Origin of the sequence: Xanthomonas sp. AM6 (assembly GCF_025665335.1) — a bacterium.
Taxonomy (GTDB): Bacteria; Pseudomonadota; Gammaproteobacteria; order Xanthomonadales; family Xanthomonadaceae; genus Xanthomonas_A.
In genome coordinates this window covers 3,767,002-3,793,140 of sequence record NZ_CP106869.1, presented here as the reverse complement: position 1 = coordinate 3,793,140, position 26,139 = coordinate 3,767,002, and the positions used below count along the sequence as shown (strand labels likewise).

Here is a 26,139-nt window from a genome sequence, read left to right as displayed (position 1 = left end):
AGCCGGGGCCGGGAGCAGGCGCCGCCGCCGCGTCCGGACGACGCAGCGGCACGGCCGTCCCTCGACTACCACAGGAAACCCCGGTGTCCGCTACCGAGCCGTCTTCGCAGTTCCGCCTGATCCCGTCCACCACCGCGCGCAGCGCCGAGCAGCGCGCGCAGATCCTCGCCGCGCCGGGCTTTGGCAACTACTTCACCGACCACATGGTCGCCATCGAATGGGACCGCGAGCAGGGCTGGCACGACGCGCAGGTGCGCGCCTACGGGCCGCTGGCGCTGGACCCGGCCGCCTCGGTGCTGCACTACGGCCAGGAGATCTTCGAGGGCATCAAGGCCTACCGCCATGCCGACGGCTCGATCTGGACCTTCCGCCCGGAAGCCAACGGCAAGCGCCTGCAGCGCTCGGCGCAGCGCCTGGCGCTGCCGGAGCTGCCGGTGGAGCTGTTCGTCGAATCGCTGCGCCAGCTGATCGCGGCCGATGCCGCGTGGGTGCCGTCGGCGCCGGAGACCAGCCTGTATTTCCGCCCCTTCATGATCGCCAACGAGGCGTTCCTGGGCGTGCGCGCGGCGCAGAAGGCCGGCTACTACGTCATCGCCAGCCCGGCCGGCGCCTACTTCGCCAAGGGCGTGGCGCCGGTGGCGATCTGGCTGTCCACCGACTACGCGCGCGCGGCCAAGGGCGGCACCGGCGCGGCCAAGTGCGGCGGCAACTACGCCGCCTCGCTGCTGCCGCAGCAGCAGGCGCAGGCGCAGGGCTGTTCGCAGGTGCTGTTCCTGGACCCGGTCGAGGGCAAGTACCTGGAAGAGCTGGGCGGCATGAACGTGTTCCTGGTGATGCGCGACGGCAGCCTGGTGACCCCGGCGCTGTCGGGCAGCATCCTCGAGGGCATCACCCGCGACAGCATCCTGCAGCTGGCGCGCGACCGCGGCATGCAGGTGGTCGAGCGCCAGGTGACCATCGACGAATGGCGCGACGGCGTGGCCTCCGGCGCGATCGCCGAGATCTTCGCCTGCGGCACCGCGGCGGTGGTGACCCCGATCGGGCAGCTGAAGGGCAAGGATTTCGCGGTCGGCGACCTGACCGCGCCGGCCGGCCCGGTGACCCTGTCGCTGCGCCAGGAACTGACCGACATCCAGTACGGCCGCGCGGCCGACCGCCACGGCTGGCTGGTGCGGCTGGACGCCTGAGCGGCGCACGGCGATGCCGCGGCGGATTCCGCCGCCACGGCACCGCCCTTGGCGCCGGTGACGCCGCCGCCCGCTGCGCGGCGGCCTCGCTTGCCATGCGTTGGCCCCCCATCATGCATTGCGGGCGCCGCTGCGCCGCCCCACCTCGCGCCGCTCATCGGATCGATCGGAACCGCGGTGCGGCGACCGTCTACGCCTAAAGAGGTGCAGCTACGCGTCCGTGCCGCTGTGCGCTGATCGGGCCTGGCCGTGGCAGCCCACTTCAGCGTCCCGCCAGCCGATGTCCTGCCCCGGCCGCGGAGCGTCAATCCATGTCTCTGGCATGTCGTGGACGTGGCGCAGTGCAGCGCCAGATGCGAAACGACCGCCTGAACGCCATTGATGAGCGTCACGGAACGGCATTTTGGACGACGGATTTCCGGGCGGCAGGCTTCCATACGCCATTGTATTGATCGGCGCAATTGACTAGGTTCGATGAACGGACGGCAACAGGGGGCTGGTCCGGCCTCTCGGCTGATGCTGCGTTCAGCCACGTGTCGAACGCATCGTCGTCGAACTATCGCCGCTTCGCGGCCATTCAACGATAAGGAAGTTCCGATGACCGATATTTCGCAACGTCGTTCGCGTCAGCGCACTTGGCTGGTGGTGGTGGGCGCGTCGGCGCTGAGTTCGCTGCTGTTGGCGACCCCGGCGTTCGCCGGCGAGGTCAACCTGTCCGGGCTGTCCTCCGAACCCACCGTGCAGCGTTTCATCGTCAAGTACCGTGATGGCAGCGCCGAACGGGCGGCGCCGGCGTCGCTGCAGCGCGCGCTCGCGTCCGCCGCGGCCGCGGTCCCGGCCAGGAGCGGTCGCGCGCTCGGCCTGACCTCGCTGCGGCGCCTGGCGATCGGCCCGGAAGTGGTCAAGGCCGACCGCGCGCTGGACCGTGCCGAAGCCGAGACGCTGATGCGCCGGCTGGCCGCCGACCCGAACGTGGAATACGTCGAGGTCGACCAGCGCATGACCGCCACGCTGACCCCGAACGACCCCAGCCTGTCCTCGCAGTGGGCATTCGGCACCAGTACCGCCGGCATCAACGTGCGTCCGGCCTGGGACCAGGCCACCGGCACCGGCGTGGTGGTGGCGGTGATCGACACCGGCATCACCAACCATGCCGATCTCAACGCCAACATCCTGCCCGGCTACGACTTCATCAGCGACACCTTCGTCTCGCGCGACGGCGACGGCCGCGACGCCAACCCGGCCGACGAGGGCGACTGGAACCCGGTGGCCAACGAGTGCTACAGCGGCTCGCCGGTGACCAATTCCAGCTGGCACGGCACCCACGTGGCCGGCACCGTCGCCGCGCAGACCAACAATTCGGTCGGCGTGGCCGGCACCGCGTTCGGCGCCAAGGTGCTGCCGGTGCGCGTGCTGGGACGCTGCGGCGGCTACACCTCCGACATCGCCGATGCGATCGTCTGGGCCTCCGGCGGCACGGTCAGCGGGGTCCCCGCCAACACCACCCCGGCCGAGGTGATCAACATGTCGCTGGGCGGCGGCGGCACCTGCTCGACCACCTACCAGAACGCGATCAACGGCGCGGTGGGCCGCGGCACCACGGTGGTGGTGGCGGCCGGCAACAGCGCCGCGAACGTGTCCGGCTCGGTGCCGGCGAACTGCGCCAACGTGATCGCGGTGGCGGCCACCACCTCCTCGCGCGCCAAGGCGAGCTATTCGAACTACGGCACCGGCATCGACATCTCCGCACCGGGTTCGAGCATCCTGTCCACGCTCAATTCCGGCACCACCACGCCGGGCAGCGCCAGCTACGCGTCCTACAACGGCACCTCGATGGCGGCCCCGCACGTGGCCGGCGTGGTCGCGCTGATGCAGTCGGTCGCGCCGTCGCCGCTGACCCCGGCGCAGGTCGAGACGACGATCAAGAACACCGCCGCCAGCTTCTCGTGCTCGCAGGGCTGCGGCGCCGGTCTGCTCGACGCCAACGCCGCGGTGACCGCCGCGCTGGGCGGCGGCGGTCCCGGCCCCGGCCCCGGCAACCAGTTGCAGGACGGCGTGCCGGTCACCGGGCTGGGCGCCAGCACCGGCGCCGAGCTGAACTACACCGTGGCGGTGCCGAGCGGGGCCAGTTCGCTCAGCGTCACCATCGCCGGCGGAAGCGGCGATGCCGACCTGTACGTGCGCCTGGGCAGCGCGCCGACCGACACGACCTACGGCTGCCGTCCCTACCTCAACGGCAACAACGAGACCTGCACCTTCAACGCGCCCAGCGCCGGCACGTACTACGTGCGGGTCAAGGCGTACAGCACGTTCTCGGGCGTGACCCTGACCGCGAACTACTGATCCGCCCGCTGCGCGGCGGCCGTCGAGGTCGCCGCGCAAGCGCCGCACTTCCCCCGAACGGAATCGGCGGCCTGAAGCGTTCGAGACGGAGATGACGATGCAATTGCCCGCGCCTCGGCGCGGGTTTTTTTTGCGTTGCGCCAGCCGAGGCGGCCGGTGCCTGCGCCCGAGCCGGGCGCATCGGCATGCAGCGGCGTGCAGGAGGGCAGCGGTGTCGCGGGCCTTGGCCGGCGTCGCGCACGTCAGTGTGCGACCCGGGCGATGCGGCCCCGCCCGCGGGTCACTCGCACAGGTCGCAGGCGCGCGCCTGCAGCACATCCAGCATCTGGCCGGCGTCGATTTCCAGCAGCAGGCCGCGCTGCCCGGCATTGAACCAGAGGCTGCCCGGCGTCAGCGCCGATTGCTCGATCAGCACCGGCGCCGGCCGCTGCTGGCCCAGCGGGCTGATGCCGCCGACCTTGTAGCCGGTGCGGCGCTCGGCCTCGGCCACTTCCATCATCCGTGCCGACTTGCCGGCGCCGGCGGCGGCGAGCTTCTTCAGCTGCACGCGGCGATCGGAGGGCACCACGACGCATACCGCGCGGCTGTCGACCCATGCCATCAGGCTCTTGAGCACCCGCGCCGGCGGCAGCCCGAGCGCTTGCGCCGCCTGCAGGCCCTTGGCGCCGGCCTCGGCTTCGTAGTCGTAGGGATGCAGCCGGTAGGCGACGCCGGCCGCATCCAGTGCCCGGGTCGCGCGGGTGGCCTTGGACATGGCGGCTCAGGCGGGTTCGAAGCGGTTCGCGGCCACGTTCTTGCGCACCTTCTGCGGGTCCCAGATCTGCCCGTTCATGGCGATGTAGACCCCGGCCGGCAGCGACTGCACCGCGCCGACCGCGCAGCCGATGTTGAATTCCGCGTCCGAGCCGCGGAAGCGCGCCGGGTTCAGCGCGCCGGTCATCACGATGGTCTTGTCGGCGATGGTCTGCAGCACCTTGCCGGTCTGCACCATCGAGTCGGTGCCGTGGGTGATCAGCACGTGGCGCGCGGACTGCGCGGCGACGGTGGCGCGGATCAGTTCGCGGTCGGCGTCGGTGATGTGCAGCGAATCCTTGCGGATGATCGGGATCACGCTGAAGCGGAAGGTCACGCCCAGTTCCTTGAGGATCTGGCCGATCTGCGGATCGCCGATCTGGTAGTCGGACTTGTCGTCGAAGTAGATCTTGTCGATCGTGCCGCCGGTGGTGACGATCAGGAGTTCTTCCATTGCCGGTTCCTAGAGCATGACGGGGCGCCGCCGTGGCCGCGCAGGGCGGCCATGATACCGGCCGCGCCGGCGGCGGTCGTTCAAGGGGTGTCGCCGCGCCCGGGAGCCGCACCGCGCTTGCGCGCGAAGCGCGCGCGAATCCCGGGCGCGCTGGACAGGCCGATCGCCAGCAACGCCAGCAGCAGTTCGGCCCAGGCGTAGGCGCGCTGCGGCGGATGGCTCCAGGCGGCCATCACCCCGTGGCTGAACCAGAACAGCCCGAACACCCCGGCCCAGAAGCGCGCCACCGCCGAGCCGCGCAATACGCCGACCGCCAGCAGCAGCGGCGGCAGCGCGAACACCAGCAGCGCGGCGAGGCGATGGCGGTCGGCGTGGAACCAGGCCGCGTACAACAGCGCCAGGACCAGCAGCGTGGCGCCCAGCGCATGACGCAGGCGTGCCGCGCTCACGGCGCCGCCAGGCGTTGCGCGATGCCGGCCAGGCGCCGCCCCAGCGCGCGCGCCAGCTGCGCTTCTTCCTCGCTGGGCTGCGGGTCGTCGTCGGCACCGGCGACGTGGCTGGCGCCGTACGGCGTGCCGCCGCTGCGGGTGCTGCTGAGCAGCGGCTCGGTATAGGGAATGCCGACGATCACGCAGCCGTGGTGCAGCAGCGGCAGGTGCATCGACAACAGGGTCGCTTCCTGGCCGCCGTGCAGCGACGCGGTGGAGGTGAACACCGCCGCCGGCTTGCCGGCCAGGGTGGCGCTGGCCCATTCGGCGCCGAGGCCGTCGATGAAGTGCTTGACCGGCGCGGCCATGTTGCCGAAGCGGGTCGGGCTGCCCAGCGCCAGGCCGACGCAGTCGCGCAGGTCGCTGGCGTCCACGTACGGCGCGCCGCTGTCGGGCACCGGCGGCGCGCTGGCCTGGGTGACCGCGGCCACCGGCGGCACGGTGCGCAGGCGCGCGGCCATGCCGGGCACCTCGCCGACGCCGCGCGCGATCTGCCGCGCCAGGCGCGCCACCGAACCGCCGCGGCTGTAGTACAGGACCAGGATCTCGGCCATGCGGCCCTCGCTTGCTTGCACCAGAACGGCCGCCAGTATCGGCGATGCCGGCGCCTGCGCGCATCGGGTACCCTTGCCCGATGCAGCCTTTGGACACGGTCAATCTCTGGACGGAGCGGGTACGCGACCGCGCGCGGATGCGCAGCTTCGCCAGTTTCCTGTGGCACCGCTTCCTCGACGACCGCCTGTTCCAGGCCGCGGCCTCGCTGGCCTACACCACGATCTTCGCGCTGGTGCCGCTGGCGATGGTGGTGTTCGGCGTGCTGTCGGCGTTCCCGGTGTTCGACGAGTGGAGCGACCAGCTCAGCGACTACATCTTCTCCAACTTCGTGCCGGCCGCGGCGCGTTCGGTGGAAGCCTACCTGCGCCAGTTCTCGGCCAGCGCCGGGCAGCTGACCAGCGCCGGCACCATCGCGCTGATGGTGTCGCTGCTGATCACCTTGAACAGCGTCGAGCAGACCTTCAACCGGATCTGGCGGGTGGTCTCGGCGCGGCCGCGGCTGACCCGCTTCCTGGTGTACTGGACGGTGCTGACCCTGGGCGCGCTGCTGGCCGCCGCGTCGCTGGCGGCGTCGGCGCGGTTCTTCGCGCTGCCGCTGTTCCGCACCAGCGAAGGCCGGCTGCTGGCGCAGATGGCGCTGGGCCTGGCGCCGGTGCTGATCGAGTTCGCCTGCATCACTCTGGTGTACCGGGTGGTGCCGCACCACACGGTCAGGCTGCGCCACGCGGTGCCGGGGGCGCTGCTGGCGGTGGCGCTGCTGGAGCTGGTGAAGTGGGGCTTGAGCCTTTACCTGGGCAGCTTCCAGTCCTACCAGCGCATCTACGGCACGGTCGCGTTCGTGCCGATCTTCCTGCTGTGGACCTACCTGAGCTGGATCGCGATCCTGCTTGGCGCCTCGCTGGCGTCCTCGATCGCCGCGTTCCGCTACCAGCCGGCGTCGATGCGGCTGCCGTCCGGCTACGAGATCTACGCCCTGCTGCGCCTGCTCGGGCGCTTCGCGCAGGCGCGCAAGGACGGCCACGGCCTGCAGGAAGACCAGATCCTGCAACTGGAGCCGATGCTGACCGATTCGCTGGTGCAGGAACTGCTGTGCGAGCTGGAGCGCATCCGCCTGCTGAGCCGGGTCGAGCACGGCGAATGGCTGCTGGCGCGCGACCTGTCCGACGTGCCGCTGACCGAACTCTACGAAAACTGCCAGCTGCGCATCCCCATCGCCGAAGCCTACCTGCCATGCCGCGACGACGCGCTGGGCCAGGCGGCATGGCGCGCGCTGGACGAACTGCGCATGCCGCTGCGCGACGTGCTGAAACGGCGCGTCGGCGACCTTTACACCGATATCGGAGACCTCGCATGACCCCGCGCATCCTGTTCCCGTTGTTCGCCGCCGCCGCGTTGCTGGCCGGCTGCGACCGGCATCCGGCGCCCGCCGATGGCGCCGCGCCGGCCGCCTCCGCCCCCGCCGCCCCGGCACCGCCGGCCGCGCCACCGGCAGCGGCGGCGCCCGCCGCCGGCGCCGGACCACAGGTGGTGCAGGAAACCCGCGCGCAGCCGACGCTGAAGATGAAGGCGGTGGACGGCAGCGACTACGACCTGGCCGCGCACCGCGGCAAATGGGTGGTGGTGAACTTCTGGGCCACCTGGTGCGCGCCGTGCCTGAAGGAGATGCCGGAGCTGTCGGCGCTGCACGTGATGCGCGACAACATCGAAGTGGTGGGCCTGGCCTACGAGGACATCGAGCCGGCGGAGATGCAGGCGTTCCTGAAGGAGCACCCGGTGGCCTATCCGGTGGTCATCGTCGACACCTACGCGCCGCCGGCCGACTTCGCCACCCCGCGCGGGTTGCCGATGACCTATCTGATCGCCCCGGACGGCAAGCTGGCCAAGCAGTTCCTGGGCCCGGTCAACGCGCACGACATCGAGGCGGCGATCGCCGCGGCCGGCGGCCCGGCGCCGGGCCAGGCCAAAGCCGCAGGCTGATGGCGGCGGCGCGTTTCCTGGTGGCCGGCCGGGTGCAGGGCGTGTATTTCCGCGCCTCCACCCGCGAGCGCGCAATCGCGCTGGGACTGGATGGGCACGCGCGGAACCTGGCCGATGGCCGCGTGGAGGTAATCGCCGCCGGCGCGGACGCGGCGCTGGAGGCACTGGCCCAATGGCTGCAGCACGGCCCGCCGGCGGCGCGGGTCGACCAGGTGCTGCGCGAACCCTGGCCGGCGCCGGTGGCGGCGGGCTTCGCCATCGGCTGAGGCATCGGATTTTTCGGGGCAGTGCAGGAGGGGCTTCGATCCTGGACCGGGCGTTACCGCTAGCGTCCCGGACCTGAAGCCCTGCCCACAGTCGCCTGCTGCAGAAGGAATTTCAATCCAGCTGCGTGTTTGCGGAAAACGTCCGGTCGCGGCTGAAGCCGCTCCTACAGAAAGCCATTGCCTCGTCAGTTGCGGGCTGCATCATCGAGTCCCCAATCCCCAATCCCCAATCCCCAATCCCGAATCCCGAATCCCGAATCCCGGCCTCACCCAGGATACGGAGCCAACGGCCGCAACACGCCGAACTTCTCCTTGCGCGGCTTGTGCGCCAGCGGCGGCAGTTCCAGGTCCGGCTCCTGCAGCGGCGCGTCGGGCAGCTGGTCCAGCAGGTGCCGGATCAGGGTCAGGCGGCCGCGCTTCTGGTCGTTGAAGTCGACCAGCGTCCACGGCGCGTGCTCGCTGTGGGTGGCTTCCAGCATCGCTTCGCGGGCGCGGGTGTAGTGGGCGTACTGGGCGCGCGACTGCAGGTCCACCGGCGACAGCTTCCAGCCCTTCAGCGGGTCGTGCAGGCGTTCGGCGAAGCGCTTCTCCTGCTGGTCCTGGTCCACGCACAGCCAGTACTTGAACAGGCGGATGCCGTCGTCCACCAGCAGCCGCTCGAACAGCGGCGCCTGGCGCAGGAAGGCGTGGTACTGCGCGTCGGTGCAGTAGCCCATGACCCGCTCCACGCCGGCGCGGTTGTACCAGCTGCGGTCCATCAGCACGATCTCGCCGGCGGCCGGCAGGTGCCCGACATGGCGCTGGAAATACCACTGCGTGCTTTCGCGGTCGGTCGGCTTGGGCAGCGCCACCACCCGGCACTGGCGCGGATTCAGGTGCTGGGCGATGGCCTGGATCGCGCCGCCCTTGCCGGCGGTGTCGCGGCCTTCGAACAGCACCAGCACGCGCTCGCCGCTGTGCTGCAGCGCCTGCGCCAGCGCCGCCAGCTCCAGTTGCAGCGGCTGCATCAGCGCCTGGTAGTGCTTGCGTTTGAGTTTGCTCACTTGCTGCGCCTGGTACGGGTGCCGGCCATGCTCCGTGCCACTTCCAGCAGCGCGCCCTGTTGGCGGCTGTCGAGGGCGCGGTAGGCCTGCAACAGGTCGTGTTCGCCGCGGGTGCGGGCCGGGTCGAGCTGGCTGGCCAGTTCGCCGAGCAGGGCGCCGGCGGGGACGCCGAAGGCGCGCGCCAATGCGTTGAGCTGGTCGCGGCCGGGCATCTTCTCGCCGGCCATCCAGGCCTTGACCGTGGCCGCGCCGGCGCGCGGGATCGCGGCGGCGATGTCCGCCGCGGTCATGCCGCTGGCCTTGGCCAGCAGGCGCAGGGTGGTGTCCAGGGGCATGCGCGGTTCCAGGTCATTCCTTCAGGCGGGGGCGCAGCGTGGCCAGGTTGCACGGCTTGGTGCGCGCGTCGAGCTGCGCGGCGACGATCCTTTCCCAGGCGGTGCGGCAGGCCGAGGTCGAGCCGGGCAGGCAGAACACGAAGGTGGCGTTGGCCAGGCCGGCGAAGGCGCGCGACTGCAGCGAGGAGGTGCCGATCTCCTCGAAGCTGATCGCGCGGAACAGTTCGCCGAAGCCGGGCATCTGCTTGTCCAGCAGCGGCAGCAGCGCCTCGGGGGTGGAATCGCGGCCGGTGAAGCCGGTGCCGCCGGTGACCAGGATGCCGTCCACCTGCGGGTCGGCGATCCACGCCGACACCACCGCGCGCATCCGGTAGCGGTCGTCGGGCAGCAGCTCGCGCGCGTACAGGCGGTGGCCGGCCTCGCCGAGCACCGACACCAGGTAGTCGCCCGAGCTGTCCTCGGCCAGGCTGCGCGTGTCCGAGACGGTCAGCACGCACAGGTTCAACGCAATGAAATCGGCTTTGGCGCTCATGCCGGCAGCCTAGCGGCTCGCCTGGCCGGCGTACAGCCTGCCGCGGCGGATCGGCGCGGCCCGTGCAGCGCCGGTTGGGGAAGCGGTGGGCGGCAACGGCTTGCGTTCGGCACGGGTCAGCCATGTCGGTGCCAGGGCGCATGCCGCAGCAGGCGCATGTGTGCGGTGGGTTACGGATTCTTTTCCGGGGACGTTCGCAGGTCGGGGTGCTGGTTCGCCGTGCCGGGCATGGAGCCAGCTGCCGGTCGGTGCCGGTGCCGAGCTCGCGGCTGGCCTGTCGGCTGGTGCCTGCAGGTCGATGTCTTGCTTCGCCTCGCCGGCGCGATGGGGCTGTCCGCAACGATCGGCGATGGCGTGTGCGTCGTGCCGGGCTGGCGCGCGCCGGGCCGCGGTCGCGATGCCGCGTCGGGCCTGTCAGGGCACAGGCTGCGCCAGGTCGCCGGGCCGGACCAGCGCGCGCGGCCGGTAGCGGGTCACGCGCGCGGCGGGAAGGGCAGCCAGCGGCAGGCGCTCGGGTTCGCGCCGCAGCGCGCGGCGCTGTGCGTCCGCGCTGCTCCATTCGGCGTATTCGAGCAGGCCGCGGCCGTCCTCGGACAGGTGCAGGTGCGAGGCGATCAGGCCGCGCAGCGCATGCGCGCCGTCCTGCAACGCGGCGAACGCGGCGTCGGCGTGGTGCTGCGCCTGCGCCGCGTCGCGGGTCGGCAGCCTGGTCACCACGACGCAGCCGGGCGGGCGCTGCGGATCGGACACGCCGCTGCGGATGCGGCGGTAGCGGTGCAGGGTCAGCCGCGGCGCCGGCGCGGGCGGCTGCAGGCGGCGGCCGAACGGCGTGGCGTCGCCGCTGCCGCATTGCGCGTACAGCAGGTCCGGCGCCGCGCCCAGCGCTTCCAGCCAGGCCAGGGCATGCAGGTTGCCGCCGTCGATCTCGCGCGGATGCGCGAGCAACGCAGCGCAGATCGGGGCCGGAGCATGGACGATCAGCACGCGGTGCGCATGCGAGGAGATGAGGTCGGGCGACGGGCGTGAGGGCATCGGGGAGCGGGCGCGGGCGGAAGGTGCGCAGTGTCGAACCTCGACCATGCTTGAGGTCAAGCGCGCGTCCGCATGAGTTCCGGTGCCCGGTCGTGACGATGCAGTGTTGCAGGGCGACCGACGTGCGCTTTGCGCGGCTGGGAAGCGCGGGCGCGGCTGTTGCAGCATGCCGGGGCGTGGACGCAGGCGCGGATGCAGATGCAGGCAAGAGCGATCCGCGGGCCGCGCCGCGCGGGTGGTCGTGCAGTTCGAACGGCGAGTCGTTGAGGCAGTCACGCACGCACTGCTGCACGATACTGCGGCATCGGGCATCGGGCATCGGGCATCGGGCACCGAGTACCCAGCAGCGGGCGCCGCGCGATCGGCGACCTACTGCGGTCCGCTCCAGCCATGCCGGCGCGCCGTCTCGCGCAACAGGTCGGCGAAGTCCGCGGCGAAGCCCTGCATGTCGAACAGCCCTGCACCAGCACGGCGCTGCTGCAGGGTGTCGCGCAATGCGCGCAAGGCGGCCGGGTCGCGGCCCAGCTGCACCGCCTTGGCCACGAACGCGGCGTCGTCGGCCACGTTCATCGCGTCCATGCCCAGGTGGTGGTTGAGGCTGCCGGCCACGCGCGCGGCGAAGGTGGCGCCGGGGCAGGTCAGCAACGGGCAGCCGGCCCACAGCGCATCGGAGGCGGTGGTGTGCGCGTTGTACGGATGCGTGTCCAGGAACAGGTCGGCATGCCGGTAGCGGGCCAGGTAGTCGGCGTGCGCGAGCTTGGGCATGAAGCGCAGTCGCGCCGGATCCACCTCGGCGCGATGCGCGGCCTCGCGCAGCCGCGCGTCGGCCTGACCGGGGCCCGACAGCAGCCACAGCACGCTGTCCGGCACCTGGCGCAGCACCGCCAGCATCCGCGTCACGCTGTGCGGGGTCAGCTTGTAGCTGTTGTTGAAGCAGCAGAACACGGTGCCGTGCTCGGGCAGGCCGCACTCACGGCGCGATGGCGGCGCCTCAACGCGGCGGCTGTCGTCCGACGGCTGGAACGCGCGCGGCAGGCGCAGCACCCGCTCGCTGTAGTGCGCGGCCACCACGTCGGGCAGCGCGAACGCATCGCCGACCGCGTAGTCGATCCACGGCGCGCCGGAGGTGCCCGGATAGGCCAGCCAGTTGAACTGCAGCGGCGCCGGACGCAGCGCCAGCACTTCCGGCGCGCCGCCGCCGCCCCAGCCGCGCAGGTCGAACAGCAGGTCGATGCCGGCCTCGCGGATGCGCTGCGCGATCGCCCGGTGCGGCTGTCCGGCCACGTCGTGCCAGGCGTGCGCCGCGGCCTGCAGGCGCGTGCGGATCGCGCTGCCGTCGTCGCGGTTCAAGGCGAACAGCTGCACCTGCAGATCGGCGTGCGCGCGCAGCCGCTCGAACAGGGCCACGGTCAGCAGCCCGGTGGGATGCGCGCCGAAGCCGTTGGACAGGAAGCCGACCCGCAGCGGGCCATGGCGGCGCAGCGCCGTCGCCGGCAGCGGCGCCAGCGTCCGCGCCAAGGCCAGGGCGCGGTTGCGCGCGCAGTGCAACTGTTCGGCGGCGCTCGCGTCCTCGTTGAGGAACGCGAACGGTTCGATCGCCGGATGGCCCTGGCGCACGGCGGCGCGGACCTGCTGCGACAAGGCGTCCAGTTCGCGCCAGTCGCACAGCTTGCGCCGCCAGTTCAACAGGTGCGCGGCGATCGACGGCTCCTGCGGCAGCAGCGCATGCGCGTGCGCATAGGCATGCGCGGCGGCTTCGGCCTCGCCGTTGTCCTCCAGCGCGTGGCCCAGCCACAGGGCGATGCCCGGATGCTGCGGCGCGCCCTGCAGCGCCTGGCGCAACGCGGCGGCGGCCTCGGCGTGGCGGCCCTGGGTCCAGCGCACCCGGCCCAGCCGCGCCAGCGCCTCCGGATGCGCCGGGCGCAACTGCAGCGCGCGCGCGGCGGCCTGCTCGCCGGCGGCGACCGCGCCGGCGCCGAGCTCGGCGTCGGCCAGCATCACCCAGGCGATGAAGTCCTGCGGATCTCGGCGCACCGCGTCCTGCAGCCGGCGCAGTTCGTCCGCCGCGGCGCCGCTCACGTGCGCGCGGCGGCCAATGCGCGCGCGCCGGCACCACGCATGCGCGCGCTCACGGGCTGTCGCTCAGCCGGGCCAGTTCGTCGACCTGGTGCTCGTGGCTCAGGCGCTCGATCAGCGCGTCGAGGTCGCCCTCGATCACGTTGGGCAGGTCGTACAGGGTCAGGCCTTCGACCCGGTGGTCGGTGATGCGGCCCTGCGGGAAGCTGTAGGTGCGGATGCGCTGGCTGCGGTCGCCGCTGCCGACCTGCAGCTTGCGGTCCTGCGCCTCGGCCGCGGCCTGCTTGCTGCGCTCGGCGTCGAGCAGCTGCGCCTTCAGCCGCTTCATCGCCTTGTCGCGGTTGGCGTGCTGGCTGCGCTCGGTCTGGCATTCGACCACCACTCCGGTCGGCACGTGGGTGATGCGGATCGCCGATTCGGTCTTGTTGACGTGCTGGCCGCCGGCGCCGGAGGAACGGAACGTGTCCACCTTCAGGTCGGCGGGGTTGAGCGCGATCTCCTCCACGTCGTCGGCCTCGGGGATGATCGCCACCGTCGCCGCCGAGGTGTGGATGCGGCCCTGCGACTCGGTCGCCGGCACCCGCTGCACGCGGTGCGTGCCGGATTCGAACTTGAGCTTGGAATACGCGCCGCGGCCGACGATGCGCGCCACGATCTCCTTGTAGCCGCCGTGCTCGCCGGGGCTGTCCGATTCCACTTCCACCTTCCAGCCCTGGCGCTCGGCGTAGCGCGCGTACATGCGGAACAGGTCGCCGGCGAACAGCGCCGCCTCGTCGCCGCCGGTGCCGGCGCGCACTTCCAGGAACAGGTTGCCGTCGTCGCGCGGATCGCGCGGCACCAGCAGCAGCGCCAGCTGTTCGTCGAGCGCGAGCAGGCGCGCCTGTGCGGCGGCGATCTCCTCCTCGGCCAGTTCGCGCAGTTCCGGATCGCCGCGCATCGCCTCGGCGGCGGCCAGGTCGGCCTTGGCCGCGGCCTCGTCGGCCAGCGCGGCGGCGACCGGCTCCAGCTGCGCGAATTCGCGCGAGTAGTCGCGGAAGCGCGCGTTGTCGCCGACCACGTCGGGATCGGACAGCAGGCGTTCGAGTTCTTCGCGACGCTCGGCCAGCGCCTCCAGCTTACGGCGCAGGGTCGGTGTCATCGGTCTTCAGGATAGGGTGGTGGTAGCCCGGTTTTTCCGGGAACAGGCGCTCGGCGGCGCGGGCCAGCTCGGCGTCGCCGCGCAGCGCCGCCTCGCGCAGCGCCGCGGTGGGCGGATGCAGCAGGCGGTTGGTCAGGGTGTTGGCGAGGAATTCCAGCACCTCGTCGGCCGGCTTGCCGTTGGCCAGCTGCTGCCGCGCCTTGGCCAGCACGTCGTCGCGGGTGCTGTCGCCATGCGCGCGCAGGCGCTTGAGCGGCGCCTGGCGGCCGCTGGCCTGCAGCGTCTCCAGGTAGCGCAGCACCTGCAGGTCGATGATCGCCTCGGCGGCCTCGGCCGCTTCGCGGCGGCCGCGGCGGTTGTCCTCGACCGCGCGTTCCAGGTCGTCGACGGTGTACAGATACGCGTCGGCCAGCTCGGCCACGCCGGCCTCGATGTCGCGCGGCACCGCCAGGTCGAACAGCAGCATCGGCTTGTGCTTGCGCGCGCGCAGCGCCTGTTCGACCTGCGCCCGGGTCACCACCGGCTCGCGCGCGGCGGTGGCCGAGAACACCACGTCGGCCTCCTGCAGGTGCCGCTCCAGCTCGCTCAGCGGCAGCGCCACGCCGCCATGGCGGCTGGCCAGTTCCTGGGCATGGGCGAGGGTGCGGTTGGCGATCAGCAGGCGCCGCACGCGGCCTTCGCTCAGGTGCTTGGCGGCCAGCTCGATGGTCTCGCCGGCGCCGACCAGCAGCACCGTCGATTCGCTGAGCCGGGCGAAGGAGTTCTGCGCCAGGCGCACCGCGGTGGAGGCCACCGACACCGGATTGGCGCCGACCCGGGTGTCGGTGCGCGCGCGCTTGGCCACCGAGAAGGTCTGCTGGAACAGCCGGTCCAGGCGATTGCCCAGCGCCCCGTGTTCGCGCGCCAGCGCCCAGGCGTCCTTGACCTGGCCGAGGATCTGCGGCTCGCCCAGCACCATCGAGTCCAGCCCGGTGGCGACGCGGAACAGATGCCGCACCGCTTCGGCGTCCTGGTGCTGGTACAGGTAGCCGTGCAGGCCGGCCGCGTGCGCATCCAGCCAGTCGGCCAGGCGCTGCGCGTCGTCGGTGATCGCATACAGCTCGGTGCGGTTGCAGGTGGACAGCAGCGCGGCCTCGGCGACCTCGGGCAACGCGCGCAGCGACTGCAGCGCGCGCGGCAGCGCATCGCCGGCGAACGCCACCCGTTCGCGCAGGTCGACCGGCGCGGTCTGGTGGTTCAATCCGAGCACCCACAACGTCATCTGTTCAGTTGCTTGCGATAAGCTGCTGGCCATTCAGGGCCCCATTTTACGGCCCGGTCGCCCCCGATGCCCGCATTGATTCGCATCCGTACCTTTCTATTGCTGTCGGCGATCGCCGCGGCGCCGGTCGCCAGCGCCGCGGCGGCCGCGCCGACCGCCACCGCCAAGCTGCCGCCGAGCGCCGCGTCGTCCTCGCTGACGCCGGTGCTGGCCGGCGAATTCGCCCTGCAGGCCGGGCAGCTGGCCGATGCCTCGCACTGGTACCTGGAGGCCGCCACCGAGGTCCCCGGCGATGCCGGCCTGGCCGAGCGCGCGACCCGGATCGCGATGCTGGCCAACGATACCGAGGCCGCGGCCAAGGCCCTGGCGCTGTGGCGCCAGCGCGCGCCCGAATCGCTGGCGATGCGCGGCGCCGAGACCTCGCTGGCGCTGCGCAACGGCAACCTGCGCCAGGCGCGCGGCCTGCTGGTGGCGCTGCTGCGCGACAAGGATGCGCGCGGCTGGCGCTACGCGCTGGTGGCGCTGGTGAGCGGCAACCGCGATCCGGACGTGGCGGCCAAGGTGCTGGACCAGCTGCTCGACGCCAATGCCATTCCCGACCAGCTCGAGGCCTGGCAGGAATTCGGGCGCCTGGCGCTGCGCCTGGATCAGCCCAAGCTGGCCGAGCGCATCGTCGACCAACTGGTCAAGCGCTTCCCCGAGGAACCGCGGGTCGCCCTGCTGCACGCCACCCAGCTGCAGCAGGCGGGCAAGACCGAACAGGCCCGCGCCCTGCTGCAGGGCGTGGAGCCCAAGGCGCCGCGCGACCCGGAACTGCGCGGCGCGCTGGCCTACGCCTACGACGCGATCGGCGACACCGCCGCGGCGGCGCGGGTGCTGGCGCTGGGCCCGCAGGACACCCAGAACTACGGCCTGCGCGCCTCGATGCTGGCCAAATTGCAGGACAACACCGCGCTGGGCGCGCTGTACGAGGAACTGCGCAAGGGCGCGAGCAAGCCCGATCCGGAGCGGCGCCTGCTGCTCGGCAAGATCGCCGAGTTCCTGAAGCGCTACCAGGAAGCGGTCGACTGGTATCGCGGCGTGCCGGGCGGCCCGCAGCGCAGCGAGGCGCGCTTGCGCACCGCCGGGGCGCTGTACGAACTGGGGCAGAAGGACGCCGCCTTCGCCGAGGCGCGCGCGCTGCAGGACGACGCCGAGGCCGACGACGCCGCGCGCCGCGACGCCTACGTGCTGGAAGCCGAATTGCGCCAGCGCAACGGCGACGATGCCGGCGAGCTGCAGGTGTTCGAGCGCGGCCTGGCCGCCTATCCGGACGACAACGCCCTGCTGTACGCGCGCGGCCTGGCCTGGGAACGGCGCGACCGCATCGACCGCGCCGAGGCCGACCTGCGCAAGATCCTGGTCACCGAGCCGGAGAACGTGGCCGCGCTCAACGCGCTCGGCTACACCCTGGCCGATCGCACCCATCGCTACCGCGAGGCGCTGCAGCTGATCGACCGCGCGCGTACCGCCGATCCGGACAACGCCGCGATCATCGACAGCTACGGCTGGGTGCTGTACCGGCTGGGCAAGACCCAGGAAGCGCTGGTGCAGCTGCGTCGCGCCTGGACCCTGTTCAAGGATCCGGAGATCGCCGCGCACATCGGCCAGGTGCTGTGGGAGCAGGGCAAGAAGGACGAGGCCAACAGGTATTTCGACGAGGCGCGCAAGCTCGACCCGAAGAATCGCGCGCTGCAGCGCGCGATGGAAAAGGTGGCGCCGTGAGGCCGTCGCTGCGCACCGGCTGGGCGCTGGCGGCGCTGCTGGCGCTGAGCGGATGTACCGCGATGGCGCCGCGGCCCGCGGCGCCGGCCGCGGTCGCCGCGCCCGACGCGGCGGCGCTGAAGGCCGAGGCGGCACGCGGGCAATGGCTGAGGGCGCATCCGCAGTGGGCGTTCCAGGGCCGGGTGGCGATCACCAAGGGCCGCAACGGCGGCAGCGGCCGCATCGACTGGAAGCAGGAGCAGCGGCAATACCAGGTCGAACTCAGCGCCCCGGTGACCCGGCAGAGCTGGCGCCTGATCGGCGACAGCCACTCCGAAGCCGGCCGCCTGGAAGGGCTGGAGGGCGGCCCGCGCGAAGGCGAGGACGCGCAGCAGTTGCTGCTCGACGCCACCGGTTGGGAGATTCCGGTCAATTTGCTGCCGGACTGGGTGCGCGGCCAGGTCGCCGTCGACACGGAGGCGCCCGAGCGGGTCGACTACGACGCGGAAGGGCGTCCGCGGACGCTGCGGCAGATGGGTTGGGAGATCGACTTCCAGGAATGGTATCCGCCCAGCGACGGGCGCCCGGCGCTGCCGCGGCGCATCGAGGCGCGCAACGGCGACGCCAAGGTGCGGCTGCTGCTCGACCAGTGGGACTTCGCCACGCCATGAGCGCGCTGGACACGGACGGCTGGTCGGCCTGGCCGGCCCCGGCCAAGCTGAACCTGTTCCTGCGGATCACCGGCCGCCGCGCCGACAGGTACCACGACCTGCAGACCGTGTTCCGGCTGCTCGACTGGGGCGACACGGTGCATCTGCGGGTGCGCGGCGATGGCGTGGTGGCGCGGCGCGGCGACTCGGTCCCCGGCGTCGCCGAGGCCGACGACCTGCTGGTGCGCGCCGCGCTTCTGCTGCAAAAAGAAGCCAAGATCGCGCAAGGTGTCGACATCCGCGTCGAAAAACGCATTCCGGCCGGCGGTGGCTTCGGCGGCGGCTCGTCCGATGCGGCGACTGCGCTGGTCGCATTGAACGCCCTGTGGGGCGCCGGGCTGGATGAAGATGCGCTCGCCGGCCTGGGCCTGACCCTGGGCGCGGACGTGCCGGTGTTCGTGCGTGGCCGCAACGCCTGGGCCGAAGGGGTGGGCGAGCGGCTGACCCCGTTGGACCTGCCGCCGGCGTGGTACGTGCTGGCCGATCCGGCGGTCCACGTGCCCACCGCGGCGCTGTTCCAGGCCCCGGATTTGACGCGGGATGCCGCGCCCGCGAAAATGGCGGACTTCGTTTCAGGTTTCCTGCTCGGCAATGCGTTCGAGCCGGTGCTGCTCCGCCGCGAACCGGCCATCCAGGCCGCGTTCCAGGCGCTCGCGCAGATCGGCACGCCGCGCCTTACCGGGTCGGGGAGCGGTTGTTTCGTCGAGTTCGCCGATCGCGCTGCCGCCGTGCGCGCGCTGGCGGCCTTGCCGGACGGGTTGCGCGCCTGGGTGGCTGGCGGCGTGACCCGCTCGCCGCTGCTCGACGCGCTGGAGGCATAGCAACAGTTCCATGCAGGGGCGTCGCCAAGAGGCCCAAGGCACCAGGTTTTGATCCTGGCATTCGTAGGTTCGAATCCTACCGCCCCTGCCAATGTGTATGCAGATCCCTCTGCAAGAGCCCGCACATCCATGTGCGGGGATTCAACAGGTAGGAGCGTCGCTTCGCCTGGGCTTTTCGCTTTCACGCTGTTTCTTCGTTTCACGTTCTTTGCCGCCGCCGCCCGAGACGCACTCATGCAAGATCAACGCAACCTGCTGGTGTTCTCCGGCAATGCCAACAAGCCGCTGTCCAAGAGCATCTGCCGGGAGCTGGGCGTGCGCCCGGGCAAAGCGATGGTGTCGCGCTTCTCCGATGGCGAAGTGCAGGTGGAGATCGAGGAGAACGTGCGCCGGCAGGAAGTGTTCGTGATCCAGCCGACCTGCGCGCCCAGCGCGGAGAACCTGATGGAGCTGCTGGTGCTGATCGACGCGCTCAAGCGCGCCAGCGCCGCCAGCGTCACTGCGGTGGTGCCGTACTTCGGCTACTCGCGGCAGGACCGGCGCATGCGCTCCTCGCGCGTGCCGATCACCGCCAAGGTCGCGGCCAAGATGTTCTCGGCGGTCAACGCCGACCGCGTGCTGACCGTGGACCTGCACGCCGACCAGATCCAGGGCTTCTTCGACATCCCGGTCGACAACGTCTACGCCTCGCCGCTGCTGCTGGCCGACATCTGGCGCGCCTACGGCACCGACAACCTGATCGTGGTGTCGCCGGACGTGGGCGGCGTGGTCCGCGCCCGCGCGGTGGCCAAGCGCCTGGACGACGCCGACCTTGCGATCATCGACAAGCGCCGCCCGCGCGCCAACGTGTCCACGGTGATGAACATCATCGGCGACGTCGAAGGCAAGACCTGCGTGCTGGTCGACGACATCGTCGATACCGCCGGCACCCTGTGCGCCGCCGCGGCCGCGCTGAAGGCGCAGGGCGCGCTGAAGGTGGCCGCGTACTGCACCCACCCGGTGCTGTCCGGCCCGGCGGTCAGCAACATCAGCAATTCGCAGCTCGACGAGCTGGTCGTCACCGACACCATCCCGCTGTCGGACGCCGCCCGCGGCTGCAACAAGATCCGCCAGCTCAGCGTCGCCGAGCTGCTGGCCGAAACCATCCGCCGCATCGCCTTCGGCGAGTCGGTGAGTTCGTTGTACGTCGATTGATTAAAGGCCGGGATTGGGGATTCGGGATTGGGGATTCGCAGAGCCAGCGCTGTTGCGAATCCCCAATCCCGAATGCCGAATCCCGGCTTTCCAACGACTCTTCTGGTCGCGGAAGAGTCCTCAAAACCGCCGCGAGGCGGTTCATTCAACCAAGGTAGTAAACGCAAATGGCAACCACACATGAAATCAAGGTTCAGCGCCGCGAGGTCGAGGGTAAGGGTGCGAGCCGCCGCCTCCGTCGCGACGGCCTGATCCCCGCCATCGTCTACGGTGGCGACCTGAAGCCGGTCAACATCGAGTTGAACCACAACGAAGTCTGGCTCGCCAGCCAGAACGACTGGTTCTATTCGTCGATCCTGAGCCTGAGCCTGAACGGCGACGTGCAGAAGGTGCTGCTGCGCGATATGCAGCGTCACCCGTTCAAGCAGCTGATCATGCACATCGACTTCCAGCGCGTGAACGACAACGAGGCGCTGCACGCCTCGGTGCCGCTGCACTTCCTCAACGAGGACACCTCGCCGGCCGGCAAGTCGGCCGAAGTGGTCGTCACCCACGAGCTGAACGAGATCCAGGTCGTGTGCCTGCCGAAGGACCTGCCGGAGTTCGTCGAAGTCGACCTGTCCGCGCTGTCGGTCGGCGACGTGATCCATCTGTCCGACCTGAAGCTGCCGGCCGGCGTCGAGCTGCCGGAACTGAAGCTGGGCAAGGAGCACGACGTGGCGGTGGTCATCGCCAAGCACGGCCGCGTCGAGGCCGAGCCGGAAGCGACCGACGCCCCGGCCGCCGCCGAGCCGGCGAAGAAGGACGGCAAGTAATCGCCTGCGCAGCGCCCGGGCCGTCCGGTCCGGGCGCTGCGGCGATGCTGCGGCATGACTGGTCTGCGTCTGATCGTCGGTCTGGGCAATCCCGGAGCCGAACACGCGAACACCCGGCACAACGCCGGGTTTCGTTTTGTCGAACACCTGGCCGAGCGGGCCGGCGCGCGCTGGAGCGTGGACGCCAAGCTGTTCGGCGAGACCGCCAAGGTCGACGTGGCCGGGCAGGCGGTGTGGCTGCTGAAGCCGGCCACCTTCATGAATCTCAGCGGCAAGTCGGTCACCGCCGCGTTGCGCTACTGGAAGATCGAACCGGCGCAGGCGCTGCTGGCGCACGACGAGCTGGACCTGGCGCCGGGCACGGCGCGGCTCAAGTTCGACGGCGGCCACGGCGGGCAGAACGGCTTGCGCGACACCATTCGCCTGCTCGGGCATGCCGGCTTCCACCGGCTGCGCATCGGCATCGGCCATCCCGGCCACAAGGACAAGGTCGTCCCCTGGGTGCTGGGCCGTGCCGGCAAGGACGACCAGATCCTGATCGACCGCGCCATCGACGAGGCCATCGCGGTGCTGCCGCTGGCGGTGCAGGGCGATTTCAACGAGGCGATGAAGCGGCTGCATACGAGCAGGGATTCGTGATTGGGGATTGGGGATTCGCAGCCGCACGGCACCGCGAATCTCCAATCCCGAATCCCAAATCCCGGATGTGAACCATGGGCATCAAATGCGGCATCGTCGGCCTGCCCAACGTCGGCAAGTCGACCCTGTTCAATGCGCTGACCAAGGCGGGTATCGCTGCGGCCAATTTCCCGTTCTGCACCATCGAGCCGAACGTCGGCGTGGTGCCGGTGCCGGATCCGCGGCTGGGCGAGCTGGCGGCGATCATCAATCCGCAGAAGGTCGTGCCGACCGCGGTGGAGTTCGTCGACATCGCCGGCCTGGTCGCCGGCGCGGCCAGCGGCGAAGGTCTGGGCAACAAGTTCCTGGCGCACATCCGCGAGGTCGACGCGATCACCCACGTGGTGCGCTGCTTCGAGCATGGCGACATCATCCACGTCAACAACAAGGTCGACCCGATCTCGGATATCGAGACCATCGACACCGAACTGGCCCTGGCCGACCTGGACAGCGTGGAGAAGGCGCTGAACCGCGCCGAGCGCAGCGCCAAGGGCGGCGACAAGGACGCGGCCGCGCGCAAGCCGGTGCTGGCCAAGCTGCAGGCCGCGCTGGCCGACGGCAAGGCCGGGCGCGCGGCGGGCCTGGACGAGGAGGAGAAGGCGCTGGTGCGCGACCTGTTCCTGCTCACGCTCAAGCCGGTGATGTACATCGCCAACGTGCTCGAGGACGGGTTCGAGAACAACCCGCACCTGGACGCGGTGCGCGCGCGCGCCGCCAGCGAAGGCGCCGAAGTGGTGCCGGTGTCGGCGGCGATTGAGGAAGAGCTCTCGCAGCTGGACGACGCCGATCGCGACACCTTCCTGGCCGACCTGGGTCTGGCCGAGCCGGGCCTGAACCGGGTGATCCGCGCCGCGTATTCGCTGCTCGGGCTGCAGACCTACTTCACCGCCGGGGTGAAGGAAGTGCGCGCATGGACGGTGAAGGCCGGCTCGACCGCGCCGCAGGCCGCCGCGGTGATCCACACCGACTTCGAGAAGGGCTTCATCCGCGCCGAAACCATCGCTTACGACGACTTCATCAAGTACAAGGGCGAGGCCGGCGCGCGCGAGGCCGGGCGGCTGCGCCTGGAAGGCAAGGAATACCGCGTGCAGGAAGGCGACGTGCTGCATTTCCGCTTCAACGTCTGAGCCTCGCGCGCTTGCGCCCGGCGACGGGCGCTGTGCGGGGCATCGGCGTTTTCCTGCGACATCCGCGTCAAAATACTGTTGACAAGGCAGGGATGTCAGGGAAGAATAGCGGGCTGTTTCACCCCGGTCTGATTTCGGCCTAGCGGCCTGGTCGGGACGGGTAGTTGGAGGGATACCCAAGCGGCCAACGGGGGCAGACTGTAAATCTGCTGGCTTACGCCTTCGGTGGTTCGAATCCACCTCCCTCCACCAGTTTTTTTGTTGTGGCAGTGCGGCATCCCGTAGCGGGAGTAGTTCAACGGTAGAACCTCAGCCTTCCAAGCTGATGGTGCGGGTTCGATTCCCGTCTCCCGCTCCATTGAACGCGCTTGTGTCACAATAGAACAACGCTCACGTAGCTCAGTCGGTAGAGCACCTCCTTGGTAAGGAGGAGGTCGAAGGTTCGATTCCTTTCGTGAGCACCATATTCAGCCTCAAATCTTTCTACGATCACCGAGAAGAAGCAGCCATGGCCAAGGGTAAGTTCGAGCGCACCAAGCCGCACGTCAACGTCGGCACCATCGGTCACGTCGACCACGGCAAGACCACGCTGACCGCGGCGCTGACCAAGATCGGCGCAGAGCGCTTCGGCGGCGAGTTCAAGGCGTACGACGCGATCGACGCGGCGCCGGAAGAGAAGGCGCGCGGCATCACGATCTCGACCGCGCACGTGGAATACGAATCGCCGACGCGCCACTACGCGCACGTCGATTGCCCGGGTCACGCGGACTACGTGAAGAACATGATCACCGGTGCGGCGCAGATGGACGGCGCGATCCTGGTGTGCTCGGCCGCCGACGGCCCGATGCCGCAGACCCGCGAGCACATCCTGCTGTCGCGCCAGGTCGGCGTGCCGCACATCGTGGTGTTCCTGAACAAGGCCGACATGGTCGACGACGCCGAGCTGCTCGAGCTGGTCGAGATGGAAGTGCGCGAGCTGCTGAGCAAGTACGACTTCCCGGGCGACGACACCCCGATCATCCACGGTTCGGCGCGTCTGGCGCTGGAAGGCGACCAGAGCGAGATCGGCGTGCCGTCGATCCTGAAGCTGGTCGAGGCGCTGGATTCGTTCATCCCGGAGCCGCAGCGCGACGTGGACAAGCCGTTCCTGATGCCGGTGGAAGACGTGTTCTCGATTTCGGGCCGCGGCACCGTGGTGACCGGCCGTATCGAGCGCGGCGTGATCAAGGTGGGCGACGAAATCGAAATCGTCGGCATCCGCGCCACGCAGAAGACCACGGTGACCGGCGTGGAAATGTTCCGCAAGCTGCTGGACCAGGGCCAGGCGGGCGACAATGCCGGTCTGCTGCTGCGCGGCACCAAGCGTGACGACGTGGAGCGCGGCCAGGTGCTGTGCAAGCCGGGTTCGATCAAGCCGCACACCGAGTTCGAAGCCGAGGTGTACGTGCTGTCGAAGGACGAGGGCGGCCGTCACACGCCGTTCTTCAAGGGCTACCGTCCGCAGTTCTACTTCCGCACCACCGACATCACTGGCGCGTGCCAGCTGCCGGAAGGCGTGGAGATGGTGATGCCGGGCGACAACGTGAAGATGGTGGTCACGCTGATCAACCCGGTGGCGATGGACGAAGGCCTGCGTTTCGCGATCCGCGAAGGCGGCCGCACCGTCGGCGCCGGCGTGGTGGCCAAGATCATCAAGTAATGCCCGCTCCGGCGACTTCGGTCGCCGGAGTTTGACGATGTGCAGGCGGCTGCGGCCGCCGGGTTCAGCGAAGGGCGGGCCGGAACCTTCGGTCCGCCTTCGCCGTCTAAGGGAAGTGCAGTCGTTCTTACTACACGCCAGTAGCTCAATTGGCAGAGCAGCGGTCTCCAAAACCGCAGGTTGGGGGTTCGAGTCCCTCCTGGCGTGCCATTCTGTCGCTCCCTATCCAGTGACCTTGGTCGCATAGCCGCAAGAGTCGGATGAACAGCAAGATCGAACATTCCAAGGGCACCACCGCTTCCTCCGGTGGCGATATCGTCAAGTACGTCATCGCTGCCTTGTTGGTGGTCGCCGGCCTGTTTGTCTGGTTCTGGTTCGGCGAGCCGAGTCGTGCGACGCAACTGGGCGCCTGGTCCGGTCCGCTGCGTGGCCTGGCGGTCATCGTTGGCCTGGTCGCGGCGGCGGCGGTGTTCCTGCTGACCGCCAAGGGCCGCGAATCCCGCGAGTTCATTTCCGAGTCCCGGTTCGAACTGCGCAAGGTGGTCTGGCCGACCCGTCAGGAAGCGATCCGCACCACCTGGGTCGTGATCGTGGTGGTGATCATTCTGAGTCTGCTGCTGGGCGGGTTCGATTTCCTGATCCAGAAGCTGATGCAGTGGTTCGTGAGTCGTTGAGGAGAGTGCAGCAGTGAAGCGTTGGTATGTCGTTCACGCCTATTCAGGCTTCGAGAAGTCCGTGGCCCAAGCGCTGCGCGACCGCATTGTGCGTGACGAGATGCAGGAGCGCTTCGGCGACGTGCTGGTGCCGACCGAGGAAGTGATCGAGATGCGCTCCGGCCAGAAGCGCCGTTCCGAGCGCAAGTTCTTCCCGGGCTACGTGCTGGTGCAGATCGAGACCCACGAGGAAGGCGGCATCCCGCGCATCGACAACGAAAGCTGGCACCTGGTCAAGGAAACCCCGAAGGTGATGGGCTTCATCGGCGGCACCGCCGACCGTCCGCTGCCGATCCGCGACGAAGAGGCCGATGCGATCCTGCAGCGCGTTCAGGATGGCGTGGAGAAGCCGCGTCCGAAGGTGCTGTTCGAGCCGGGCCAGATGGTCCGCGTCACCGACGGCCCGTTCAACGACTTCAACGGCGTGGTCGAGGAAGTCAACTACGAGAAGAGCCGCCTGCGCGTGGCGGTGCTGATCTTTGGCCGTTCCACCCCGGTGGAGCTGGAATTCGGCCAGGTCGAGAAGGCCTGAGCCCGCCCCGGCGCGGCTGCGCCGGGCGCCAAAATCTCTGCTATACTGCGCGGCTCGCTGTCCAGGCTGGTCGCCTGGCAGGACCGGAAGCCGCCGCAAGGCGGCTTTCTGCGCACTTCAAACGTGATGGCGGGACACGTGATTTTCCCGTCGCGATGGGGAGCCTGCGGTTTGGGCGCTAGCACCCGGAGACACTAAAATGGCAAAGAAAGTAGTCGGTTACATCAAGCTGCAGGTGAAGGCCGGTCAGGCCAACCCCTCGCCGCCGGTCGGTCCTGCGCTGGGTCAGCGCGGCCTGAACATCATGGAATTCTGCAAGGCGTTCAACGCCGCCACGCAGAAGCTGGAGCCGGGCCTGCCCACTCCGGTCATCATCACGGCCTATTCGGACCGTACCTTCACCTTCATCACCAAGAGCACCCCCGCCAGCGTGCTGCTGAAGAAGGCCGCCGGCGTCACCTCCGGCTCCAAGCGCCCGAACACCGAAAAGGTGGGCAAGGTCACCCGCAAGCAGCTCGAAGAGATCGCCAAGGCGAAGGAAGCCGACCTGACTGCAGCCGAGCTGGAAGCGGCGGTACGTACGATTGCGGGTTCCGCCCGCAGCATGGGCCTGACGGTGGAGGGTTAA

27 protein-coding genes and 5 tRNA genes are annotated in these 26,139 nt (G+C 70.1%); 21 read left to right on the top strand and 11 right to left on the bottom strand.

Annotated elements, in window-relative coordinates:
- The first annotated feature begins 83 nt into the window (after positions 1-83).
- Together OCJ37_RS16225 and OCJ37_RS16220 are read left to right on the top strand one after the other, a co-directional pair.
- Positions 84-1,187 carry a branched-chain amino acid aminotransferase gene (locus OCJ37_RS16225; RefSeq protein ID WP_263110731.1) on the top strand — a complete coding sequence of 368 codons (1,104 nt, stop codon included), beginning with the start codon at positions 84-86 and terminating at the stop codon, positions 1,185-1,187.
- A 597-nt stretch (positions 1,188-1,784) separates the two neighbouring features.
- Positions 1,785-3,530, top strand: a complete 1,746-nt coding sequence (locus tag OCJ37_RS16220; protein ID WP_263110730.1) for a serine protease ExpR — start codon at positions 1,785-1,787, stop codon at positions 3,528-3,530.
- Between the two features lie 280 nt (positions 3,531-3,810).
- Here the strand turns inward: OCJ37_RS16220 and ybaK are convergent, their stop codons facing one another.
- The 4 genes from ybaK to wrbA all read right to left on the bottom strand — a co-directional run bounded on the left by ybaK (position 3,811) and on the right by wrbA (position 5,818).
- A complete protein-coding gene (ybaK, locus tag OCJ37_RS16215; RefSeq protein WP_263110729.1) occupies positions 3,811-4,284 on the bottom strand; it encodes a Cys-tRNA(Pro) deacylase in 474 nt (157 codons plus the stop codon).
- A 6-nt stretch (positions 4,285-4,290) separates the two neighbouring features.
- A complete protein-coding gene (locus OCJ37_RS16210) occupies positions 4,291-4,776 on the bottom strand; it encodes an asparaginase domain-containing protein (RefSeq protein WP_263110728.1) in 486 nt (161 codons plus the stop codon).
- A gap of 80 nt (positions 4,777-4,856) precedes the next feature.
- Positions 4,857-5,225: a DUF2069 domain-containing protein gene (locus OCJ37_RS16205; RefSeq protein WP_263110727.1), complete on the bottom strand. Its 369-nt coding sequence runs from the start codon at positions 5,223-5,225 to the stop codon at positions 4,857-4,859.
- Positions 5,222-5,818: an NAD(P)H:quinone oxidoreductase gene (wrbA, locus tag OCJ37_RS16200; protein WP_003472251.1), complete on the bottom strand. Its 597-nt coding sequence runs from the start codon at positions 5,816-5,818 to the stop codon at positions 5,222-5,224. The genes OCJ37_RS16205 and wrbA overlap by 4 nt, the downstream gene beginning before the upstream one ends.
- 80 nt (positions 5,819-5,898) lie before the next feature.
- On the opposite strand from wrbA, the gene OCJ37_RS16195 reads away from it, so the two are divergent.
- From OCJ37_RS16195 to OCJ37_RS16185, 3 genes are read left to right on the top strand one after another with little or no spacing between them, the layout of a single operon-like run.
- Positions 5,899-7,173 carry a YihY family inner membrane protein gene (locus OCJ37_RS16195; RefSeq protein WP_263110726.1) on the top strand — a complete coding sequence of 425 codons (1,275 nt, stop codon included), beginning with the start codon at positions 5,899-5,901 and terminating at the stop codon, positions 7,171-7,173.
- Positions 7,170-7,796, top strand: coding sequence for a TlpA family protein disulfide reductase (locus OCJ37_RS16190; protein WP_317633195.1), 627 nt, complete (start codon positions 7,170-7,172; stop codon positions 7,794-7,796). Before OCJ37_RS16195 ends, OCJ37_RS16190 begins: the two co-directional genes overlap by 4 nt.
- A complete protein-coding gene (locus tag OCJ37_RS16185) occupies positions 7,796-8,062 on the top strand; it encodes an acylphosphatase (protein WP_263110725.1) in 267 nt (88 codons plus the stop codon). Before OCJ37_RS16190 ends, OCJ37_RS16185 begins: the two co-directional genes overlap by 1 nt.
- A 266-nt stretch (positions 8,063-8,328) precedes the next feature.
- On the opposite strand, the gene ppk2 is transcribed toward OCJ37_RS16185, so the two are convergent.
- The 7 genes from ppk2 to hemA form a co-directional block, all read right to left on the bottom strand.
- Entirely contained in the window at positions 8,329-9,105 is a 777-nt protein-coding gene (gene ppk2, locus OCJ37_RS16180) for a polyphosphate kinase 2 (protein ID WP_263110724.1), read from the bottom strand.
- Complete coding sequence (locus OCJ37_RS16175) at positions 9,102-9,440, bottom strand: helix-turn-helix domain-containing protein (RefSeq protein ID WP_184411745.1); 339 nt, start codon at positions 9,438-9,440, stop codon at positions 9,102-9,104. The genes ppk2 and OCJ37_RS16175 overlap by 4 nt, the downstream gene beginning before the upstream one ends.
- A gap of 13 nt (positions 9,441-9,453) precedes the next feature.
- The gene (moaB, locus tag OCJ37_RS16170) at positions 9,454-9,972 is read right to left on the bottom strand and encodes a molybdenum cofactor biosynthesis protein B (protein WP_263110723.1); all 519 of its coding nucleotides are present in this window, start codon (positions 9,970-9,972) and stop codon (positions 9,454-9,456) included.
- A 414-nt stretch (positions 9,973-10,386) separates the two neighbouring features.
- Positions 10,387-11,004 carry an antibiotic biosynthesis monooxygenase gene (locus OCJ37_RS16165; protein ID WP_263110722.1) on the bottom strand — a complete coding sequence of 206 codons (618 nt, stop codon included), beginning with the start codon at positions 11,002-11,004 and terminating at the stop codon, positions 10,387-10,389.
- Between the two features lie 369 nt (positions 11,005-11,373).
- Complete coding sequence (locus OCJ37_RS16160; protein WP_263110721.1) at positions 11,374-13,083, bottom strand: O-linked N-acetylglucosamine transferase, SPINDLY family protein; 1,710 nt, start codon at positions 13,081-13,083, stop codon at positions 11,374-11,376.
- Between the two features lie 49 nt (positions 13,084-13,132).
- Entirely contained in the window at positions 13,133-14,218 is a 1,086-nt protein-coding gene (gene prfA / locus OCJ37_RS16155; protein WP_263110720.1) for a peptide chain release factor 1, read from the bottom strand.
- A complete protein-coding gene (gene hemA, locus OCJ37_RS16150) occupies positions 14,196-15,479 on the bottom strand; it encodes a glutamyl-tRNA reductase (protein ID WP_263110719.1) in 1,284 nt (427 codons plus the stop codon). The genes prfA and hemA overlap by 23 nt, the downstream gene beginning before the upstream one ends.
- A gap of 66 nt (positions 15,480-15,545) precedes the next feature.
- Between hemA and OCJ37_RS16145 the strand changes: the two genes are divergently transcribed.
- From OCJ37_RS16145 to rplK, 16 genes are all read left to right on the top strand, one after another.
- Entirely contained in the window at positions 15,546-17,243 is a 1,698-nt protein-coding gene (locus OCJ37_RS16145) for a tetratricopeptide repeat protein (RefSeq protein ID WP_263110718.1), read from the top strand.
- Positions 17,240-17,893 carry a lipoprotein insertase outer membrane protein LolB gene (gene lolB / locus OCJ37_RS16140; RefSeq protein WP_263110717.1) on the top strand — a complete coding sequence of 218 codons (654 nt, stop codon included), beginning with the start codon at positions 17,240-17,242 and terminating at the stop codon, positions 17,891-17,893. The genes OCJ37_RS16145 and lolB overlap by 4 nt, the downstream gene beginning before the upstream one ends.
- Positions 17,890-18,753 carry a 4-(cytidine 5'-diphospho)-2-C-methyl-D-erythritol kinase gene (gene ispE / locus OCJ37_RS16135; protein ID WP_263113710.1) on the top strand — a complete coding sequence of 288 codons (864 nt, stop codon included), beginning with the start codon at positions 17,890-17,892 and terminating at the stop codon, positions 18,751-18,753. Before lolB ends, ispE begins: the two co-directional genes overlap by 4 nt.
- A gap of 14 nt (positions 18,754-18,767) precedes the next feature.
- Positions 18,768-18,844, top strand: a tRNA-Gln gene (locus tag OCJ37_RS16130).
- 143 nt (positions 18,845-18,987) lie between these two features.
- Positions 18,988-19,947 carry a ribose-phosphate diphosphokinase gene (locus OCJ37_RS16125; RefSeq protein ID WP_263110716.1) on the top strand — a complete coding sequence of 320 codons (960 nt, stop codon included), beginning with the start codon at positions 18,988-18,990 and terminating at the stop codon, positions 19,945-19,947.
- Between the two features lie 167 nt (positions 19,948-20,114).
- On the top strand, positions 20,115-20,762 hold the full coding sequence (locus OCJ37_RS16120) for a 50S ribosomal protein L25/general stress protein Ctc (protein WP_263110715.1): 648 nt from the start codon (positions 20,115-20,117) through the stop codon (positions 20,760-20,762).
- Positions 20,763-20,816: 54 nt separating this feature from the next.
- Positions 20,817-21,401, top strand: coding sequence for an aminoacyl-tRNA hydrolase (pth, locus tag OCJ37_RS16115; protein WP_263110714.1), 585 nt, complete (start codon positions 20,817-20,819; stop codon positions 21,399-21,401).
- A 74-nt stretch (positions 21,402-21,475) separates the two neighbouring features.
- Positions 21,476-22,567: a redox-regulated ATPase YchF gene (gene ychF / locus OCJ37_RS16110; protein ID WP_263110713.1), complete on the top strand. Its 1,092-nt coding sequence runs from the start codon at positions 21,476-21,478 to the stop codon at positions 22,565-22,567.
- Positions 22,568-22,733: 166 nt separating this feature from the next.
- Positions 22,734-22,819 (top strand) — tRNA-Tyr (locus tag OCJ37_RS16105).
- Between the two features lie 32 nt (positions 22,820-22,851).
- A tRNA-Gly gene (locus tag OCJ37_RS16100) sits at positions 22,852-22,925 on the top strand.
- A gap of 30 nt (positions 22,926-22,955) precedes the next feature.
- Positions 22,956-23,031: transfer RNA gene (locus tag OCJ37_RS16095), tRNA-Thr, on the top strand.
- 44 nt (positions 23,032-23,075) lie between these two features.
- Complete coding sequence (tuf, locus tag OCJ37_RS16090) at positions 23,076-24,266, top strand: elongation factor Tu (protein WP_263110706.1); 1,191 nt, start codon at positions 23,076-23,078, stop codon at positions 24,264-24,266.
- 134 nt (positions 24,267-24,400) lie between these two features.
- Positions 24,401-24,476, top strand: a tRNA-Trp gene (locus OCJ37_RS16085).
- A gap of 50 nt (positions 24,477-24,526) precedes the next feature.
- Positions 24,527-24,940: a preprotein translocase subunit SecE gene (secE, locus tag OCJ37_RS16080; RefSeq protein WP_263110712.1), complete on the top strand. Its 414-nt coding sequence runs from the start codon at positions 24,527-24,529 to the stop codon at positions 24,938-24,940.
- A 13-nt stretch (positions 24,941-24,953) separates the two neighbouring features.
- The gene (gene nusG / locus OCJ37_RS16075) at positions 24,954-25,511 is read left to right on the top strand and encodes a transcription termination/antitermination protein NusG (RefSeq protein WP_145699991.1); all 558 of its coding nucleotides are present in this window, start codon (positions 24,954-24,956) and stop codon (positions 25,509-25,511) included.
- A gap of 199 nt (positions 25,512-25,710) precedes the next feature.
- Complete coding sequence (gene rplK, locus OCJ37_RS16070) at positions 25,711-26,139, top strand: 50S ribosomal protein L11 (RefSeq protein ID WP_145699993.1); 429 nt, start codon at positions 25,711-25,713, stop codon at positions 26,137-26,139.